The 16512-nt window shown below is 74.7% G+C and carries 17 protein-coding genes and 1 pseudogene; 9 read left to right on the plus strand and 9 right to left on the minus strand.

From position 1 onward, the window contains the following. Nucleotides 1-68: 68 nt before the first annotated feature. Both GA0070603_RS24720 and GA0070603_RS24725 read right to left on the minus strand, forming a co-directional pair. Complete coding sequence (locus tag GA0070603_RS24720; protein ID WP_244282602.1) at nucleotides 69-797, minus strand: ATP-binding protein; 729 nt, start codon at nucleotides 795-797, stop codon at nucleotides 69-71. Nucleotides 798-856: 59 nt separating this feature from the next. Next, a complete protein-coding gene (locus GA0070603_RS24725) occupies nucleotides 857-1855 on the minus strand; it encodes an SDR family oxidoreductase (protein ID WP_091318466.1) in 999 nt (332 codons plus the stop codon). 237 nt (nucleotides 1856-2092) lie between these two features. Here GA0070603_RS24725 and GA0070603_RS24730 point away from each other — a divergent pair, with 237 nt between their 5' ends. Beyond that, the gene (locus GA0070603_RS24730) at nucleotides 2093-3340 is read left to right on the plus strand and encodes a glycosyltransferase (protein ID WP_091318468.1); all 1248 of its coding nucleotides are present in this window, start codon (nucleotides 2093-2095) and stop codon (nucleotides 3338-3340) included. Here GA0070603_RS24730 and GA0070603_RS24735 read toward each other — a convergent pair. From GA0070603_RS24735 to aroA, 4 genes and pseudogenes are all read right to left on the minus strand, one after another. Further along, nucleotides 3241-4208, minus strand: a pseudogene (locus GA0070603_RS24735) (hypothetical protein). The gene GA0070603_RS24730 and the pseudogene GA0070603_RS24735 overlap by 100 nt on opposite strands. A gap of 60 nt (nucleotides 4209-4268) precedes the next feature. Next, nucleotides 4269-5087: a histidinol-phosphatase gene (gene hisN / locus GA0070603_RS24740; protein ID WP_091318474.1), complete on the minus strand. Its 819-nt coding sequence runs from the start codon at nucleotides 5085-5087 to the stop codon at nucleotides 4269-4271. Between the two features lie 60 nt (nucleotides 5088-5147). Beyond that, a complete protein-coding gene (gene rsgA, locus GA0070603_RS24745; RefSeq protein WP_091322285.1) occupies nucleotides 5148-6083 on the minus strand; it encodes a ribosome small subunit-dependent GTPase A in 936 nt (311 codons plus the stop codon). A 162-nt stretch (nucleotides 6084-6245) separates the two neighbouring features. Then, on the minus strand, nucleotides 6246-7547 hold the full coding sequence (aroA, locus tag GA0070603_RS24750; protein WP_091322287.1) for a 3-phosphoshikimate 1-carboxyvinyltransferase: 1302 nt from the start codon (nucleotides 7545-7547) through the stop codon (nucleotides 6246-6248). Between the two features lie 102 nt (nucleotides 7548-7649). On the opposite strand from aroA, the gene GA0070603_RS24755 reads away from it, so the two are divergent. The 5 genes from GA0070603_RS24755 to rsrA all read left to right on the plus strand — a co-directional run bounded on the left by GA0070603_RS24755 (nucleotide 7650) and on the right by rsrA (nucleotide 11058). Next, nucleotides 7650-8357, plus strand: coding sequence for an SOS response-associated peptidase (locus GA0070603_RS24755; protein ID WP_091318476.1), 708 nt, complete (start codon nucleotides 7650-7652; stop codon nucleotides 8355-8357). A 210-nt stretch (nucleotides 8358-8567) separates the two neighbouring features. Beyond that, nucleotides 8568-8960 carry a WhiB family transcriptional regulator gene (locus GA0070603_RS24760; RefSeq protein WP_091318479.1) on the plus strand — a complete coding sequence of 131 codons (393 nt, stop codon included), beginning with the start codon at nucleotides 8568-8570 and terminating at the stop codon, nucleotides 8958-8960. A gap of 104 nt (nucleotides 8961-9064) precedes the next feature. Continuing rightward, nucleotides 9065-9682, plus strand: a complete 618-nt coding sequence (locus tag GA0070603_RS24765) for an alpha/beta hydrolase family protein (RefSeq protein ID WP_091318481.1) — start codon at nucleotides 9065-9067, stop codon at nucleotides 9680-9682. A gap of 279 nt (nucleotides 9683-9961) precedes the next feature. Continuing rightward, a complete protein-coding gene (locus tag GA0070603_RS24770) occupies nucleotides 9962-10768 on the plus strand; it encodes a sigma-70 family RNA polymerase sigma factor (protein ID WP_091318484.1) in 807 nt (268 codons plus the stop codon). 2 nt (nucleotides 10769-10770) lie between these two features. After that, nucleotides 10771-11058 (plus strand): mycothiol system anti-sigma-R factor, encoded by a 288-nt coding sequence (gene rsrA, locus GA0070603_RS24775; RefSeq protein ID WP_091318486.1) that lies wholly within the window; start codon nucleotides 10771-10773, stop codon nucleotides 11056-11058. Between the two features lie 101 nt (nucleotides 11059-11159). Here the strand turns inward: rsrA and GA0070603_RS32675 are convergent, their stop codons facing one another. Continuing rightward, the gene (locus GA0070603_RS32675) at nucleotides 11160-11234 is read right to left on the minus strand and encodes a 50S ribosomal protein bL37 (RefSeq protein WP_369700219.1); all 75 of its coding nucleotides are present in this window, start codon (nucleotides 11232-11234) and stop codon (nucleotides 11160-11162) included. Between the two features lie 227 nt (nucleotides 11235-11461). On the opposite strand from GA0070603_RS32675, the gene GA0070603_RS24780 reads away from it, so the two are divergent. Next, nucleotides 11462-11677: a biotin/lipoyl-binding carrier protein gene (locus GA0070603_RS24780; RefSeq protein WP_089012714.1), complete on the plus strand. Its 216-nt coding sequence runs from the start codon at nucleotides 11462-11464 to the stop codon at nucleotides 11675-11677. Then, on the plus strand, nucleotides 11674-12186 hold the full coding sequence (locus GA0070603_RS24785; RefSeq protein WP_091318488.1) for a GNAT family N-acetyltransferase: 513 nt from the start codon (nucleotides 11674-11676) through the stop codon (nucleotides 12184-12186). Before GA0070603_RS24780 ends, GA0070603_RS24785 begins: the two co-directional genes overlap by 4 nt. A gap of 42 nt (nucleotides 12187-12228) precedes the next feature. On the opposite strand, the gene GA0070603_RS24790 is transcribed toward GA0070603_RS24785, so the two are convergent. Further along, nucleotides 12229-12798 carry a TetR/AcrR family transcriptional regulator gene (locus GA0070603_RS24790; protein WP_091322288.1) on the minus strand — a complete coding sequence of 190 codons (570 nt, stop codon included), beginning with the start codon at nucleotides 12796-12798 and terminating at the stop codon, nucleotides 12229-12231. Nucleotides 12799-12911: 113 nt separating this feature from the next. On the opposite strand from GA0070603_RS24790, the gene GA0070603_RS24795 reads away from it, so the two are divergent. Further along, the gene (locus GA0070603_RS24795) at nucleotides 12912-14504 is read left to right on the plus strand and encodes an MDR family MFS transporter (protein WP_091318491.1); all 1593 of its coding nucleotides are present in this window, start codon (nucleotides 12912-12914) and stop codon (nucleotides 14502-14504) included. Between the two features lie 62 nt (nucleotides 14505-14566). Here GA0070603_RS24795 and GA0070603_RS24800 read toward each other — a convergent pair whose 3' ends face one another. After that, nucleotides 14567-16390 (minus strand): tetratricopeptide repeat protein, encoded by a 1824-nt coding sequence (locus GA0070603_RS24800; RefSeq protein ID WP_091318494.1) that lies wholly within the window; start codon nucleotides 16388-16390, stop codon nucleotides 14567-14569. Nucleotides 16391-16512 lie beyond the last annotated feature (122 nt).

Here is a 16512-nt window from a genome sequence, read left to right on the forward strand (position 1 = left end):
CCCACTGCGCTCGCCGGATTAACCGCAACCGGCGGGGTGGATCGGGAGGAACGGGGTTAAAAGGGGCCTCAGCCGCGGAGCGGGGCCTCGTCCTCGGCGTGCAGCACGCACCAGACGACCTTGCCGTCGGGCAGCGGCGTGCTGCCCCAGCGCCGGGCCACCGTGTCGATGAGCAGCAGCCCCCGGCCTCCCGTGGAGGTGAGCGGGGCCAGCCCGGCGTACGCGGGCCGACGGTGGGAGTGGTCCCGGACCGCCAGGTGCAGGGCGCTGTCCCGGGGCGCCACCCGGACGGTCATGGGCGTCCCGGTGTGCGCCACCACGTTGTTGACCATCTCGGTGACCGCGATCGTGGCCGGCTCGGCCAACTCGGGCACGTTCCACCGGGCGCAGCCGTCGCTGACCAGTGCCCGCGCCTCCCGGGCCGCCGCCACGACCGGGGGCAGGTCGGCGGTGAGCACCGCGGCCAGCGGCGCGTCGCGCAGCGCGGCCTGCGCCGCGTCGAGGGACCGGTGGACCGGCGCGGCGCCGCCCGGCCGCCCGGCCGGGTCCAGCACCAGCAGGCCGGCGGCCGGCCAGTCGGCCGCCGCGAGATGCACCTCGTCGAGGACGGCCCGGGCCTCCGGATCGGCGATCCGCACGCCCGACAGGTCGACGATCACCGCCCCCGGCCGCTGCCAGAGACGGGCGAGCAGCGCGCCCCGGACGGCGTCGAGCCCGGCCAGGTCCAGCACGCCGGTCAGCCGGACCACGGCGGAGGACTCGTCCGTCTCCACCAGGCAGCGTACGTCCGTCGGCATGATCGTCCCATTGTGCATGCCCGCCCCCCGACGCGCATCAGTCCGGTCGGCGGGACTCATCAGCGGTCCGTCCGGGAACGCCGGCTCATCGCCGCCACGGTGCCGACGGCCGTGCCGGCCGCCGCCAGGCCGAAGGCCGCCGTCAGCCGGATCAGCTGCGCCCGCCGGCCCTGCCACCCGTCGGTCCGTTCCGCCGCCGCGTCGGCCCGGAAGACGTTGCCGGTGGCGTCCAGGCGTACGCCCGGGCCGAACTGGGTGCGTGCGGTGTACCAGCCCAGCACCCGCTCGGCCAGCGCCGGGGCGAGCCGCCACTGGAGCCCCATGAGCCGGGCCGCGCCCCCGGCGTACGCCTCCCGCCGTGGCCGGCGCAGCAGCCGGACGATCGTCTCGGCCACCATCTCGGGCGGGTAGACCGGCGGGGGCGGGGTCAGCTCCCGGCCGGTGTGGTTGGCGGCGTGCCGGAAGAACGGGGTGTCGATGCTGGCCGGCAGCACCGTGCAGAGCGAGATGTGGCCCCGGCCGGTGACCCGCAGCTCCTGCCGCACCGTGTCGGCCAGCCCCCGGATCGCGTGCTTCGTGGCGTTGTACGCCGACTGGTACGGCATGGCCACCTCGGCCAGCACCGAGGCGTTGTTGACCAGCACCCCGCCGCCGGCCGCGTCCAGCCAGGGCAGCGCCGCCTTCGTCCCGTACACGGTGCCGAGGAGGTTCACCTCGACCACCCGGCGGAACTCGGTCACCGGGATCTCGTCGAAGAGCCCCACCGTGCCCACCGCCGCGTTGTTGACCCAGGCGTCGATCCGGCCGAACTCGCCCGCCGCCCGCGCCGCGAGCCCCACCACCGCCTCCGGGTCGGTCACGTCGGTCGGCACGACCAGGGCGCGCCCGCCCAGCTCCCGGCAGCGGTCGGCGACCCGGCGCAGCGCCTCCTCGCTCCGGGCGGCCAGCACCACGTCGGCGCCCCGGCGGGCCAGCGCGTACGCGGTGGCCGCGCCGATTCCGCTGGAGGCGCCGGTGATCACGACAGTGGCGTCGTCGAGGCTGCGGGTGAGAGGCATTCTCCGCCGGTACCCCCGGTCCGGCCGGGTCATGCCGACGGAGTCGCCCGGATCACGGTTGCCGGGAGTCCGGGCGGGGCAGATTGACACGAACCCGACCGGGCCGCGCTGTCACCTTCGTGCGACGGTCTGCCGGGCGGGCTCCCGATCTGCCAGGTTTCGGCGCACCGGGGTCTGGTTAATGGGACCCTCTGACCGGAGGACCCCACCGCTCGCGAGAACGCATGGAGGTGCACCATGCGCGTCGGCCTTGTGTGTGCGCACGCCGGCCCGTCCGTCGACGGTCCCACCGTCGGGACGCACCAGCACATCGCGCGGGTGGCGGCCGAGCTCGCCGCACGGGGCCACGACGTCCGGGTGTACGAGCGCCGCGACGCGCCGGCCCAGGAGTCCGTCGACGTGGACGGCTACCACCTGGAGCGTGTCCCGGTCGGCCCGCCCGCCCCGCTGCCCACCGCCGAGCTGGTGCCGTACGTGACCGAGTTCGGCCGCTGGCTGGCGCAGCGGTGGTCCGGCGACTGGGCCCCCGAAGTGGTGCACGGGCACTACTGGGTCGGCGGGCTGGCCGCGGCCCACGCCGTCCGCGAGACCGACATCCCGGTGGTGCAGACCTTCCACTCCCTCGGCGTCGAGCAGTTGCGCCACCTCGGCGGGCGGTACGACGGGCCGGGGGAGCGGATCCCGCTGGAACGGGCGCTGACCCGGGCCGTCGACATCGCGGTCGCCCAGTGCAACGACGAGGTCGACGAGCTGACCCGGATGGGACTCCAGCGCACCTCGGTGGCGATGGTGCCGACCGGCGTGGACACCGCGCAGTTCCACCCCGACGGCGAGGCGGCGCCCCGCGACCAGCGGGCACGCATCCTCTCCGTCGGCGGGCTCACGCCGGGGCACGGCCAGGAGGACCTGATCCGCGCCATGCGGCTGGTCGGCGACGCCGAGCTGGTGATCGCCGGCGGCCCGCCGGCCGAGCAGCTCGCCAACCACGCCGAGGCGCGCCGGCTCCGTGAGCTGGCCGAGCGGACGGGGGTGGCCGAGCAGGTGAAGCTGGTCGGCGCGGTCCCGCACGACCAGATGGCCACCTGGTACCGCTCCGCCGACGTGGTCGCCTGCACCCCGCACTACTCGTCCGCCGGCCGGGTGTCGCTGGAGGCCATGGCCTGCGGAGTGCCCGTGGTCGGCTACGCCATGGGCGGCATCGCCGACGCGGTGGTCGACGAGGTGACCGGCAAGCTGGTGCCACCCGGGGACGTGCGCACGCTCGGGGTCACCCTGCGCCGGATCCTCGCCGACAACGCCGGGCGGTTCGCGTACGGGCACGCCGCGGTGGACCGGGTCCGGTGCAGCTACACCTGGGAACGGACGGCCGGGGCGCTGGAGCGGCTCTACGAGCGGGTGATCGGGCGCCGGAAGCCGGCCGAGACGCCGGCCCCCGTCGAGGTCGAGGTGGCCGCCGAGCAGCGCGGACCCGTCGAGGCGGCCTGACTCAGCGCCGCGCGCGGACGGCCGAGCCGGCGCCGATCATCGTCGGTTCCCGGTCCCGCGCCACCGCGTGGTGGTGCTGCGGCTCGGCGTAGCGGGTCAGGCCGACCACGGCGGCCAGCGTGACAAGGAAACCGAGCCCGGCCAGCCACTCCCGGCCCGGCCAGATCCGGTCGTTGAGCAGCAGCAGGCCGACGACCGCCGCGGGCACCGCCCCGGCGGCGTCCATCGCGGCCACGGCGGCGGTGGTCGAGCCGCGCTGCATGGCCAGGCCGAGCAGGAGCTGGCCCACGACCGAGTGGGCGATCAGCAGGTAGAGCAGCGGGTCCCGGACGAACGCCTCCACCGAGTCGGCCGAGGCGAGGGGCCGGGCCGCCACCGCGGCGGCGGAGAACGCCATCCCGGCCAGCGAGCCCAGCACCACCGAGCCGGGCGCGCCGTGCAGCCGGACGGCGAAGAAGCCGAGCACCGCGATCACACCGAGCGCCACCGCCAGGCCGACCAGCCCGGCGGTGCCGAGCTGCCGGGACGGCGCCGGCTGGGCGGCCAGCACCAGCGCGGTGATCCCGCCGAACAGGAGCACCAGCAGCGCCACCTCGGCGGCCGGCAGGCGCCACTTGAGCACCAGCACGCCGAGCACTGCGGTGACCCCCAGCCCGGCCGCCACGCTCGCCTGGACCAGGAACAGCGGCAGGTCGCGGCGGGCCAGGAAGGCCAGCACGAAGCCGACGACCTGGCAGGAGAGCCCGACCAGGTACGTCCGGTGACTGGCCAGCCGCAGCAGCAGCCCGGGATCGAAGGTGTGGTGCACGGTGGTCCGCGCCGCGGCCACCGACTGGAGGAGGTTGGCGAAGCCGTACGCGACGATCATCGCCGCCAGGAAGCACCAACCGGAGGAGACCACCTGGCGAGGATAGAGGTTACCGGTGGGTCAGCGCGCGGCCGGCCGGCCGAGCCGCGCCAGGATGTCGCCGTGCAGCGGGCCGTTGCTGGCGATGGCGCTGAGGTCGCCCGCGCCGTCCCCGGCCAGGGTCGGCCGCCCGGCCAGGTCGGTGAACGTGCCACCGGCCTCGGTGACGATCGGGACCAGCGCGGCGACGTCCCAGAGCGACAGTTCCGGCTCCACCATCACGTCCAGTGCACCCTCGGCCAGCAGCATGTAGCCGTAGAAGTCGCCGTACGCCCGGCTGCGCCAGGCGTCCCGCATGATCTGGAGCACCGGCCCCAGCCGGCCGGCCTCCTCCCAGCCGGTGAGCGAGGAGTAGCAGAAGCTCGCGTCGGCCAGGGTGGTCACCCCGGAGACCCGGATGGGCGCTCCGGAGGCCGGGCCCGGGCCCGCGAAGGCGCCCGCGCCGCTCGCCGCCCACCAGCGCCGGCCGAGCGCCGGCGCGGACACCAGCCCGAGCACGGCCCGATCCCCCTCCAGCAGCGCGATGAGGGTGGCCCAGACGGGTACGCCCCGGACGAAGTTCTTCGTGCCGTCGATCGGGTCGACGACCCAGCGCCGCCCGTCCGGGCCGGTGGCCGGCTGCTCGCCGTACTCCTCGCCGATCAGCCCGTCGCCGGGGCGGTGAGCGGCCAGCAGGGCGCGGATCTCCCGCTCGACGGCGGTGTCCGCGTCGGAGACGGGCGTCAGGTCGGGCTTTGACTCGACCCGCAGGTCGAGGGCGCGGAACCGGGCCGTGGAGAGGGCGTCGGCGGCGTCCGCGAGCCGGTGGGCGAGGGCGAGGTCGTCGGCGTACCCGGTCATGGTCGACACGCTAGCGACGCCCGCGCGGTCGCGAGCGGCGGGTCGCCGGGGTTCCGCCGGTCAGGAACCGGCGAGCGGGTCGCCGGGGTTCCGCTCCGGCTCGCGCGGATCGCCCTCACCGCTGCGGGAGGCCAGCAGCCGGCGGTACGAGGCCAGCCGGCGCGGGTCGGCCTTGCCGCCGGCCACCCAGGCGTCCAGCGCGCAGTCCGCCTCGTCGGCGGTGTGCTGGCAGTTGGCCGGGCAGTCGACGGTCGCCTCCACCAGGTCCGGGAAGCCGTGCAGCAGGCTCTCCGCGGAGACGTGGGCCAGCCCGAAGCTGCGCACCCCCGGGGTGTCGATGATCCAGCCCGGATCGCCGTCGGCATCCGGCTGCGGGGGCAGCCGGAGCGCCACGGCGCTCGTCGACGTGTGCCGGCCCCGGCCGATCGCGCTGACCGTGCCGACCGCCCGGCCGGCCTCCGGGACGAGGCGGTTGACGAGCGTCGACTTGCCCACCCCGGAGTGCCCCACCATGACCGACACCCGGCCGGCGAGCAGCGCGCGCAGCGCGGCCAGGTCCGAGTCCGGGCGGATCAGCACGTACGGCAGCTCCAGCTCGGTGTAGTAGCCGAGCACCGCCTCCGGGCCGGCCAGGTCGGCCTTGGTCAGGCAGAGCAGCGGCTCGATGTCGGCGTCGTACGCGGCCACCAGGCAGCGGTCGATGAACCCGGTGCGCGGCGGCGGGTCGGCCAGCGCGCTGACGATCACGAGCTGGTCGGCGTTCGCCACGACCACCCGTTCCAGCCGCCCCTCGGCCGTGGTGGCGTCGTCCTCGGCGGTGCGCCGCAGCACCGAGCGGCGCTCGGCGATCCGGACGATCCGGGCCAGCGCGCCGGGGGCGCCGGAGGTGTCGCCGACCAGGCTCACCCGGTCGCCCACCACCACCGACTTGCGGCCCAGCTCGCGGGCGCGCATGGCGGTGACGGTCGGGTCGTCCGGCCCGGCGTCGGGGAACACGCAGGTGTAGCGCCCCCGGTCGACGGCGATCACGAACCCGTCGACGGCGTCCTCGTGGCGGGGCCGGGTGCGCGTACGCGGGCGCGACGACCTGCCGGGTCGGACCCGGACGTCGTCCTCGTCGTACTCCCGCCGCTTCGTCGCCAGGACGTCCCCCCGTCGTCAGCTCTTGCCGGTCACCATCCCCGACCATAGTGCCGGGAACTCCGGCATGGTCTTCGAGGTGCACGAGACGTCGTCGACCTCGATGCCGGGGACGGCCAGCCCGGCCACCGCCGCGGCGTGCGCCATCCGGTGGTCGTCGTACGTCCGGAACGTCCCGCCGCGCAGCGGGCGGGGGCGGATCTCCAGCCCGTCGGTGGTCTCGGTGAGGTCCGCGCCCAGCGCGGCGAACTCCTTCGCCAGCGCGGCGACCCGGTCGGTCTCGTGCCCCCGGATGTGGCCGACGCCGGTCAGCCGGGACGGGGAGTCGGCGAGCATGGCCAGCGCGGTCAGCACGGGGGTCAGCTCGCCGACGTCGGAGAGGTCGGCGTCCAGCCCGCGGACCGTGCCGGTGCCCCGCACGGTCAGGCCGGCGGTGCCCAGCGTCACCTCGCCGCCCATCCGGTGCAGCAGCCCGCGGAGCTGCTCGACCGGCTGGAGGCTGCTGCGCGGCCAGCCCTGGAGGGTCACCTCACCGCCGGTGACCAGTGCGGCGGCGAAGAACGGCGCCGCGCCGGAGAGGTCCGGCTCGATCTCCCAGCCACGCCCGGTCAGCGGGCCCGGCTCGACGGTCCAGACGTCGGGGGTGGTGTCGTCGACCGCGGCTCCGGCGGCGCGCAGCATCTGCACGGTCATCCGCAGGTGCGGCGCGGACGGCACCGGCGGACCCTCGTGCCGGACCACCACACCCCTGTCGAAGCGGGGCCCGGCCAGCAGCAGCCCGGAGACGAGCTGGCTGGAGGCGGAGGCGTCGATGACCACCTCGCCGCCGGTGACCCGGCCAGCGCCCTGGACGACGAGCGGGAGGCTGCCGGTCGGCGGGGCGTCGATGCGGACGCCGAGGGAGCGCAGCGCGCCGATCAGCGGGCCGAGCGGGCGGGTCCGGGCGTGCGGGTCGCCGTCGAAGGTGACCCGGCCTTCGGCCAGGCCGGCCACCGGTGGAAGGAACCGCATCACCGTGCCGGCCAGGCCCACGTCGACGTGCGCGGGGCCGACCAGCGGATGGGGCCGGACCAGCCAGCGGTCGTCGTCGGAGACCGACATGTACGCGCCGAGCGCGCGCAGGCCACCGGCCATCAGCTCGGTGTCCCGGGCGCGCAGCGGCCGGTCGAGCGTCGACGGGCCGCTGGCCAGCGCGCCGAGCACCAGGGCCCGGGCGGTCATCGACTTGGAGCCGGGCAGGCGCAGCGTCGCGGCGACCGGGTCGCTCGCGGTCGGCGCGGTCCACGGCTGCGGCGGCCGCGTCGCGGTCAGATTCCCCACGCTCACATTCTGCCAACTCCGCGGGCCGGTGGAACCGGGCGTCGCGCCTGCTCCCGGTTGGCGGGACAGCCGGAACGCCGGCGGCGGGTTAGCGTTGGCGCCATGTGCGGGAGGTACGCGACGACCCGGAGCGCGGGGGACCTGAGCGCGCTGTTCGAGTCGTCCGACTCGACCGGCGGGGTCGGGCCCGACTTCAACGTGGCGCCCACCGATCCCGTGCCGCTCGTCCGGCTGGCGCCCGAGGGGCACCGGCTGCTCTCCGTCGGCCGCTGGGGGCTCGTCCCGCACTGGTCGCGCACCGCCGCGGGCGCCGCCCGCATGATCAACGCGCGGGTGGAGACGATCGCCACGAGCCGGGCGTACGCCCCGTCGTTCGCCCGCCGGCGCTGCCTCGTCCCGGCCGACGGCTGGTACGAGTGGGTCCGGCAGGCCGACGGCCGGCGGCAGCCCTACTTCATGACCCCGCGCGACGGCTCCGTGCTGGCCTTCGCCGGCATCTGGTCGGTCTGGGACCCGGACGGCGAGGCCCGGCTCACGTTCAGCGTGCTGACCACCGCAGCGGTCGGCGAGCTGGCCGAGGTGCACGACCGGATGCCGCTGCTGCTGCCCCGGGAGCGCTGGGCGTCCTGGCTCGGCCCGACCGACGAGCCCACCACGCTGCTCGCGCCGCCCGCTCCGGAGTGGCTCGCCGGGCTGGAGATCCGCCCGGTCTCCCCGGCGGTCGGCGACGTCCGCAACGACGGCCCGGAGCTGACCGCCCGGGTCCCGCTGGCGCGCGCGGAGGCCGACACGGAAATGACGCTGTTCTGATCACACTCCGCACATTGTCGTGTGCTGATTTGCCGGGGTTGCGCCTGAAACGTCGCCCGGCCGTTTAGCCATGTTTACCGAAGACTCTTGTCCCCGCCTGCGCAAGTGCGATAGAACACAGCGCCGGTGGTGGGCGTCTGTTCGCACGGGGCGGATGACACCCATCGATCCTTTGTGATCTTTGCCGGTCCCACGGGGGAGGTGGGTGTATTGACACGGGCACGTATGCCCCGCCCGCACGAGGTGGCCGCCGCGCGGCGAGATCCGCGACTGCTGCGGGCCCTGCGCGAGCGGCGCCAGGACGAGGCGTGGCGGACCAGAGGAACCTGCCAGAGCGTGGACCCGGAGACGTTCTTTCCGGCACCCAACGAGCCGGCCGACGCGGCCGTCGCGCTCTGCCGCAGTTGTGACGTCCAGGGGTCCTGCCTGGCCTGGGCGCTGGAGGTGGGCGACTGCCACGGCGTCTGGGGCGGCACCACGCCCCGCGAGCGGCGGGCCATGCTTGTCGCCTGGCGCGGCGAGGTGCAACCGGATCCGGACGCGGTCGACGAGGCCGGCCCGCCGGTCCGTGACCGCCTGCTCACGCTGGTGCCATCGGGCTGATTTTCGTTTCACCGTCGCCCGCGTTTCCCGCCATCGGGGGCGCGGGCGACCGCATTTCCGCACCTGACGGACGGAGGAGCCGGCGCCGCCCGCAGAATGGGCCGGTGCGGCACAGCGACGAGATCGGGACACCCCGCGGACCGGCCCGCGTCCACACCGACCTGCCGGCGGGCGGCGGCACCACCGTGCTGGTGCTCGGCCACGGCGCGGGCGGGGACGTGGACGCCCCGGACCTGGTGGCGGTCCGGGACGCGCTGGTCGGCGCCGGGGCGGGCGTGATCCGAGTGACCCAGCCGTACCGGGTGGCCGGCCGGCGCGCCCCCGCCCCGGCGGGGCACCTCGACGAGGCGTGGACGGCGGTGCTGGCCGAACTCCGCTCCCGCCACCCGGAGGCGGCCCGTTGGCTGGTCGGCGGCCGGTCCAGCGGCGCCCGGGTCGCCTGCCGCACCGCGCACACCGTCGGCGCGGCCGGGATCGTCGCGCTGGCGTTCCCGCTGCACCCGCCCGGGCGTCCCGACCGGTCGCGGGACGGGGAACTGCGCACCGGCCTGCCCACGCTCGTGGTCAACGGCGACCGGGACCCGTTCGGGGTGCCCGAGCCGGGCCCCGGCGTCGAGGTGGTGACCCGCCCGGGGGAGCGGCACGACCTCCGCGGCGACCCGGAGGGCACGGCCGCCGTCGTCCGCGACTGGCTCCGCGCCCGCGGCTGGCTCCCCGCCTGACCTGGTCTCCCGGACCCGCGACCGTCGGGCGCCGGGCGGGGCGACACGCGGCGGCGGCGTCGGGCCGGCGTGACCGTCGGTGGCGGCGGGTCGTTGCTACGGATGGTGTCGGGCGTTCCGGTTCGGGCGTCCGGGGCCACCCTCCCAGGCCCTTCCTGGTCCCAGCGTCGGTCGCGGCCGAGGCCGGGGCCAGGAACGGGTGGGGCGGTGACGGAATGTCCCGCCCCACGGCGCGCGTTACTACCTCCGGATGACGATTCCAGCCGAGGGGGGTGACCGGTGCCGACCGAGACACGGAGCCGGGAGCGGGACGAACGGGACGCGCGGCAGCTCAGGCAGCTGCTCGACGCGCCGGAGTGGCCCGCGGGGGCGACGACCGTGAGCACCGGCACACAGTCCGGAAGTGAATCTGCCGACAGGTGGGTACGCGTATCCTCGGCGGGAAAGCATCCGACGCGAGGGGACGTGCGGTTGACGACCGAGAAGACGGACGAGCGCAGGGCCCGCTTCGAGCGGGACGCGATGCCCTTCGTCGATCAGCTCTACGCTGCCGGGCTGCGGATGACCCGCAACCCGGCGGATGCCGAGGACCTGGTCCAGGAGACGTACCTGAAGGCGTACGCCGCCTTCCACCAGTTCGAGCAGGGCACCAACCTGAAGGCCTGGTTGTACCGGATCCTGACGAACACCTACATCAACTCCTACCGCAAGCGGCAGCGCCAGCCGGTGCAGGCCCCCACGGACGAGATCACCGACTGGCAGCTCGCCGAGGCGGAGTCGCACACGTCCAGCGGGCTGCGCTCGGCGGAGACCGAGGCGCTGGACCGGCTGCCGGACAGCGACGTCAAGGAGGCCCTCCAGCAGTTGCCGGAGGAGTTCCGCCTGGCCGTCTACCTGACCGATGTCGAGGGCTTCTCCTACAAGGAGGTCGCCGACATCATGAACACGCCGATCGGCACCGTCATGTCCCGGCTGCACCGGGGCCGTCGTAATCTGCGCAAGCTGCTCGAGCAGTACGCGGCGGAGCGGGGCTTCAGCGCCGCGCCGTCGAAGGGTTCGACCGCCGCTGCCGGCCGGGAGGTGTGACCGTGAGCTGTGGACAGCCGCATGAGACGGACTGCCGCGAGGTGCTGGCGGAGGTCTACCTCTACCTGGACCTGGAGTGCGGCGAGGAGCGCCGGGTCCTGATCCGGGAGCACCTGGAGGAGTGCGGGCCCTGCCTGCGCGAGTACGGCCTCGAACAGGAGGTGAAGGCGCTGGTCGCCCGCTGCTGCGGCAACGAGACCGCGCCGGAGCAGCTGCGCGAGCGGCTGCGGGTGCGCCTGACCGAGCTGGTGGTCTTCGAGACCACCGAGTCCCGCGAGCTGGCCGACTGACGGCGGCGGGAACGAGCTGGACACACCGGTGGCCCGGGTCCGTGCGGACCCGGGCCACCGGTGTGTCCGGCCCTGGGAGCCGGCGCCTCGCTGATCCGAAATCAGGAGTTGGGGCGCTTGCCGTGGTTGGCGCCGCTCTTCTTCCGGGCCTTCTTCTTGCGGGCCTTCTTTGCCATGCTCTGCCTCCTTGTGCTGGTCACGGTCCGGCCGCGGGCGAGCGCGGCGGAGGTCGCGTACCGGTTCCCGGGCGCCGGGAACCGACGGCGCTGATGCTAGTGCCGACGGCGGTGCCCGGGGACCGGTGGGGGCGGATCCGGCGTGCCGGGCGCGCGGTGCCGGACGTGAGCGGAGTCATGATTGGATACCGTTCGCAGGAACACCGGTCGAGAGGGAGGGCCCGAAGATGGCCGAGGAGATCCGCGCCGAGATGGTGGCGAACGTCTGGAAGGTCGTCGCGTCGGCCGGGGACACCGTGTCCGAGGGCGACACCCTGGTCATCCTGGAGTCGATGAAGATGGAGATCCCCGTCATCGCCGAGTCCGACGGTGTCGTGCAGCAGATCGCGGTCAACGAGGGCGACGTCGTGCAGGACGGTGACCTCATCGCGGTGATCGGTTGAGCGGGCTGCTGGTCCGCCGCGCCGAGCCGGCGGACTTCCCGGCGGTGGCCCGCCTGACGATCGCCGCGTACGAGGCCGACGGGCAGCTCAAGGGCGAGACCGGCTACGCCCCGGTGCTCGCCGACGTGGCCACCCGGGCGGAGACCGGGGAGGTGCTGGTCGCCGCCGACGAGGTCACCGGCGAGGTGCTGGGCGCCGTGACGTTCGTGCTGCCCGGCACCCCGTACGCCGAACTCGCCGGCCCGGGCGAGGCCGAGTTCCGGATGCTCGCCGTCGACCCCGCGGCGCAGGGCCGGGGCGCCGGGGCGGCCCTGGTCGACGCCTGCGTGGCCCGCGCCACCGAACTGGGCTGCTCGGCTGTGGTGATCTGCGTACGCAGCGGGCTGGCGACCGTGGCGCGGCGGCTCTACGCGCGGCTGGGCTTCGTGCGGGCGCCCGAGAAGGACTGGACCCCGGTGCCCGGCGTGGAACTGCTGGGCCTGCGCCTGGACCTGACGCCGCCCGCCTGACCGCGCCGCCGCACCCCGCCGGCCCGACCGGGCCGGCCCGGATCAGGACTCGTCGGCGATCTTCGCGAGCAGTTCGTCGGCCACCTCGAGGGCGATCTTCTTGCGCTCGTCGTCGGTGATCCCCGGGGTGCGGACCGCGAACCAGCTGCTGTGCACGGCGAACAGGGTCAGCACGGCGCGGAGCTGGGCGGCGGGGGAGTCGTCGCCCCGGCTCAGCTCGTGCCCCAGCCGCATCATCCGCTCGCGCATCTGCTGCCCGGCGGCGAGGCTCTTGAGCACCGTCTGGTTCTGCTCGAAGAACCGCATGACCCTGGGCAGCTCGCCGGCGAACATCGCGTCCGCGTACCGGCTGATCAGCTCGCGCCGGGTCGCCAGCGTGGCCGGTTGGGTGCCGGCCCACTCGATCAGCTCGTCCATCCGGCGCAGCCGGTCGTCGACGAAGCTGCTGACGATCTCGTCCTTGCTCTTGAAGTGGTAGTAGAGGGCGGCCTTGGTCACGCCGAGCCGCTCGGCGATCTCCCGGAGCGAGGTCTTCTCGTAGCCCTGCTCGGTGAAGAGCTCCAGCGCGACGGCCTGAATACGCTCCCGCGTGCCGCCTGTGCTCTCCCTCACCCGTACCACCCAATTCGCTTGACGGTTCCTGGTGTCCAACTTACCGTCCGGCTAGTAAGGTAGCTAGCCGGACGGCAAGTAAGTTGGTCACAGATCTTCGGGGGAGCTTACCCATGAGTCAACCAGCACAGGTGACAGCGAGGCCCAACGTCCGGGTCGTCCTGTTCGGCCTGATGATCGCGATGATGCTCGCGATGCTCGACAACATGATCGTCAGCACCGCGCTGCCGCGGATCGTCTTCGAGTTCGGCGGGGCCGACCACTTCACCTGGGTGGTCACCGCGTACGTGCTGGGCACCACGGTCTCCACCCCGATCTGGGGCAAGCTCGGTGACCTGTACGGCCGCAAGACGGTCTTCCTGACCGCGGTGGTCGTCTTCCTGATCGGCTCCGCGCTCTGCGGCATGTCCGGCTCCGGCTTCTTCGGCGGGGTCGACACCGGCATGATCGAGCTGATCGCGTTCCGCGCGGTCCAGGGCCTCGGCGCCGGCGGCCTGATGGTCGGCGTCATGGCGATCATCGGCGACCTGGTGCCGCCTCGCGAGCGGGGCCGGTACCAGGGCATGATCGCCGGCATCATGGCCATCGCCATGGTGGCCGGCCCGCTGGTCGGCGGCTTCATCACCGACAACCTCTCGTGGCGCTGGGCGTTCTACGTCAACCTGCCGCTCGGCGGCGTGGCCCTGCTGGTCCTCGCCACCACCATGCACCTGCCGAAGTACCGCACCGAGCACAAGATCGACTGGCTGGGCGCCGCGCTGCTCTCCGTCGGCATCACCGCGATCGTGCTGGTCACCACGTGGGGCGGCAACCAGTACGACTGGGCCTCCCCGCAGATCGTCGGCCTCGCGGCGCTCGCCCTGGTCGCCCTGGTGGCCTTCGGTCTCGTCGAGCGGCGCGCCCCCGAGCCGATCCTGCCGCTGGGCCTGTTCGCCAACCGGAACTTCGCCCTCATCTCGGTGATCGGCTTCCTGCTCGGCTTCGCCATGTTCGGCGCCATGAACTTCCTGCCGCTCTACCAGCAGACCGTGCAGGGCGCCTCGGCCACCAACAGCGGCCTGCTGCTGCTCCCGCTGATGTTCGGCATGCTGGTGGTCTCGCTGGTGGTCGGCCGGGCCATCACGAAGACCGGGCGCTACCGGGCCTTCCCGATCGTCGGCGGCGTGGTCATGACCGCCGGCATGGGCCTGCTGACCCAGCTCGACCTGGGCACCAGCAAGACCGTCTCCTCGCTCTACATGGTGGTGCTCGGCGTCGGCATGGGCTTCCTCATGCAGACCTCGATGCTCATCGCGCAGAACAGCGTGGAGCAGAAGGACCTGGGCGCGGCGAGCGGCGCGGCCACCTTCTTCCGGTCGATCGGCGGCTCGTTCGGCGTCTCGCTCTTCGGCGCGATCTTCGCCAACCGGCTCGCCGACTCCCCCGCCGGTCCGGCCTTCGCCAGCGGGGGCGGTGGCGAGGGTGGCGCCATGAACCTCGACAAGCTCAAGGAGCTCTCCGGGCCCGTGCGGGAGGTCGTGCTCGGGGCGCTCTCCGACGCCATCTCGCACGTCTTCTTCTGGGCGGTCTTCTTCACCGTGGCGGTCCCGGTGCTCGCCTGGTTCATCAAGGAGGTCCCGCTGCGGTCGTCGAACGACGCCCCGCCGGCGGACGCCACCCCGGAGGACCAGGCCGAGGCCGCCCTCGGCAAGGCCCCCGTCGCCTGACCCACCCGTCGCGGCCACGCCGAACCCGTCACCGGGTACGGCGTGGCCGCGCCGTTTGCGCGTCAGTGGCGGCGGAAGAGGCCCGTGAGGCGGTGCCAGAGGCGGCGCAGGAGACCGGCCGGGGCGTCCGGCGCCGGGCCGGCGATCAGGCTGTCGGCCAGCGCGCGGGTGGCCGGGTCGAGGTCAGGGGTGGCCAGCGCCAGGTGGGCCAGCGAGACGGCGATCGGCACGCGGCGCTCGCGGGCCACGGCCGCCACGTCGGCCAGCCGCTCGGCCACCGCCCGCGCCACGTCCGGGCGTACGGCGGGGTCCACCCAGGCGGCGGTGACCAGGGCGAACAACGCCGCCTCGGTGATCCAGTCCTCCACGCCCCAGACCAGTTCCAGCAGCGTCCGGCGCCGGGTGGACTCCGCCCACGGCTCGTCGGTGCGGTGGTGCAGCAGGCCGAGGCAGGCCCAGACCTGCACGCAGCGCACCCACAGCGACGGGTCCTGGCCGGCGAGCACCCGCCCCAGCGCGGTGGCCGGCGCGGCCGGCGGGTGCACCAGCAGGGCGAGCAGGTCGGACAGGTCCAGCGTGGCCAGTGCCACCGCGGCGTCGTACGCCGCCGGTGGGTGCGGCCAGGCCGGGTGGGCGAGCTGCCGGATCCGTTCCGCCGCCTCGGCCGAGGGGCTGGGCAGGGTCGGCGCGGCCACCGTGCCTTCGTACCGCCAGAGCTGGCGGGTGGTGGCCCGGCGGGGTTCGCGCGGGTCCGGGTCGGCCACCGCGGCCACCTCGACGGCCAGCCCCGGTGCGGCCGCCGCCGCGGTCCGCATGGCGCTCGGCGGTTCCAGCCCGTCGAGGCGTACGGCGACCGGGGCGCCGGCCTCGGCGGCGAGCGCCTGGCGCAGCGCGTCCAGCACCGGCCCGCCGGCCGGGGTCACCTGGCCGAGCCAGGGGCGGCCCCGGCAGCACTCGGCCAGGTCGCCGTGCTCGTGGGTGTCGTCGGGGTGGTCGCGGACGAAGTCGGCGAGGGCCACCAGGTGGGCCACGTCCCCGTCGCGCTGGAAGCGCAGCCGGTGCGCGGTGTGCACGGCGCAGTCGAAGCTCGGGTCCTTGGCCAGGGCCCGGTCGGTCCAGGTCAGCGCCTCGTCGAGCCGGCCGTTGTCCGCGAGGGTGCCGGCGATGTCGGCGTAGACCGCCAGGTCGTCGGGGTCGAGGGCGACGGCCCGTTCGAGGGCGGCGAGCGCGTCCCGGGTCCGGCCGGCGCTGCGGTACGCGTAACCGAGCCACACCTCGCCGAGTTTGGTGGGCTGTGCGCGTACCCCCCGGGAGGCCCAGGTGACGGCGAGGGCGACCTCGCCGAGGCGCCGGGCCAGCGCGGACGCCGCGCCCAGCAGCAGCGGGTGGGCGGGGTGCACGGTGACCGCGTTGCGGGCCAGGGTGAGGTACGGGCGCAGCGGGTCGCGCAGCCGGCGCGGGACCGGGTCGGGCGCGGCCGCGCAGATCTGCATGAGGATCCGGGCGGTGCGCTCGGGGTCGAGCCGTTCGGGCAGGTCGGGCGCGGTCACCCAGGGCACTGCCGCCCACTCGGCGGCGGGGGCGTAGCCGGTGGCCGCGGCCAGCAGGTCGAGCCCCTCGGCGGGGCGGCCGGCGGCCGCGAGCAGGTGGGCGCGGGCCACCACCGCGCCGACGAAGGCGTGGTGACCGAGCGGGAAGAGGTCCAGGTCGCCGCCACCGGCGGCGGCGAGCCGGGCGAGCGTCTCGTGCACCTCGGGCAGCGTGGGCGCCTGGACGAGCGCGGCGGCGACGTGGTCGGCGGCGTGCCGGAGGTCCCCCTCGGCCAGCGCCAGCCGGGCCAGCGCGAGCTCCTCCTCCGCGGAGAGCGCGGGGTCGTCCTCGGGCACGTCGTCCCTCTCGGGTGGTGGGTCCGCCAGCCGGGCAAGCCTAGGGGATCATGCGCCCGGATGGTGATCCACTGCGCACTACTGTTCGTTCCGTTGCTCGTTGCCGCTGAAAGGTGCAAGAC

Source organism: Micromonospora chersina (assembly GCF_900091475.1).
Lineage (GTDB): Bacteria > Actinomycetota > Actinomycetes > Mycobacteriales > Micromonosporaceae > Micromonospora > Micromonospora chersina.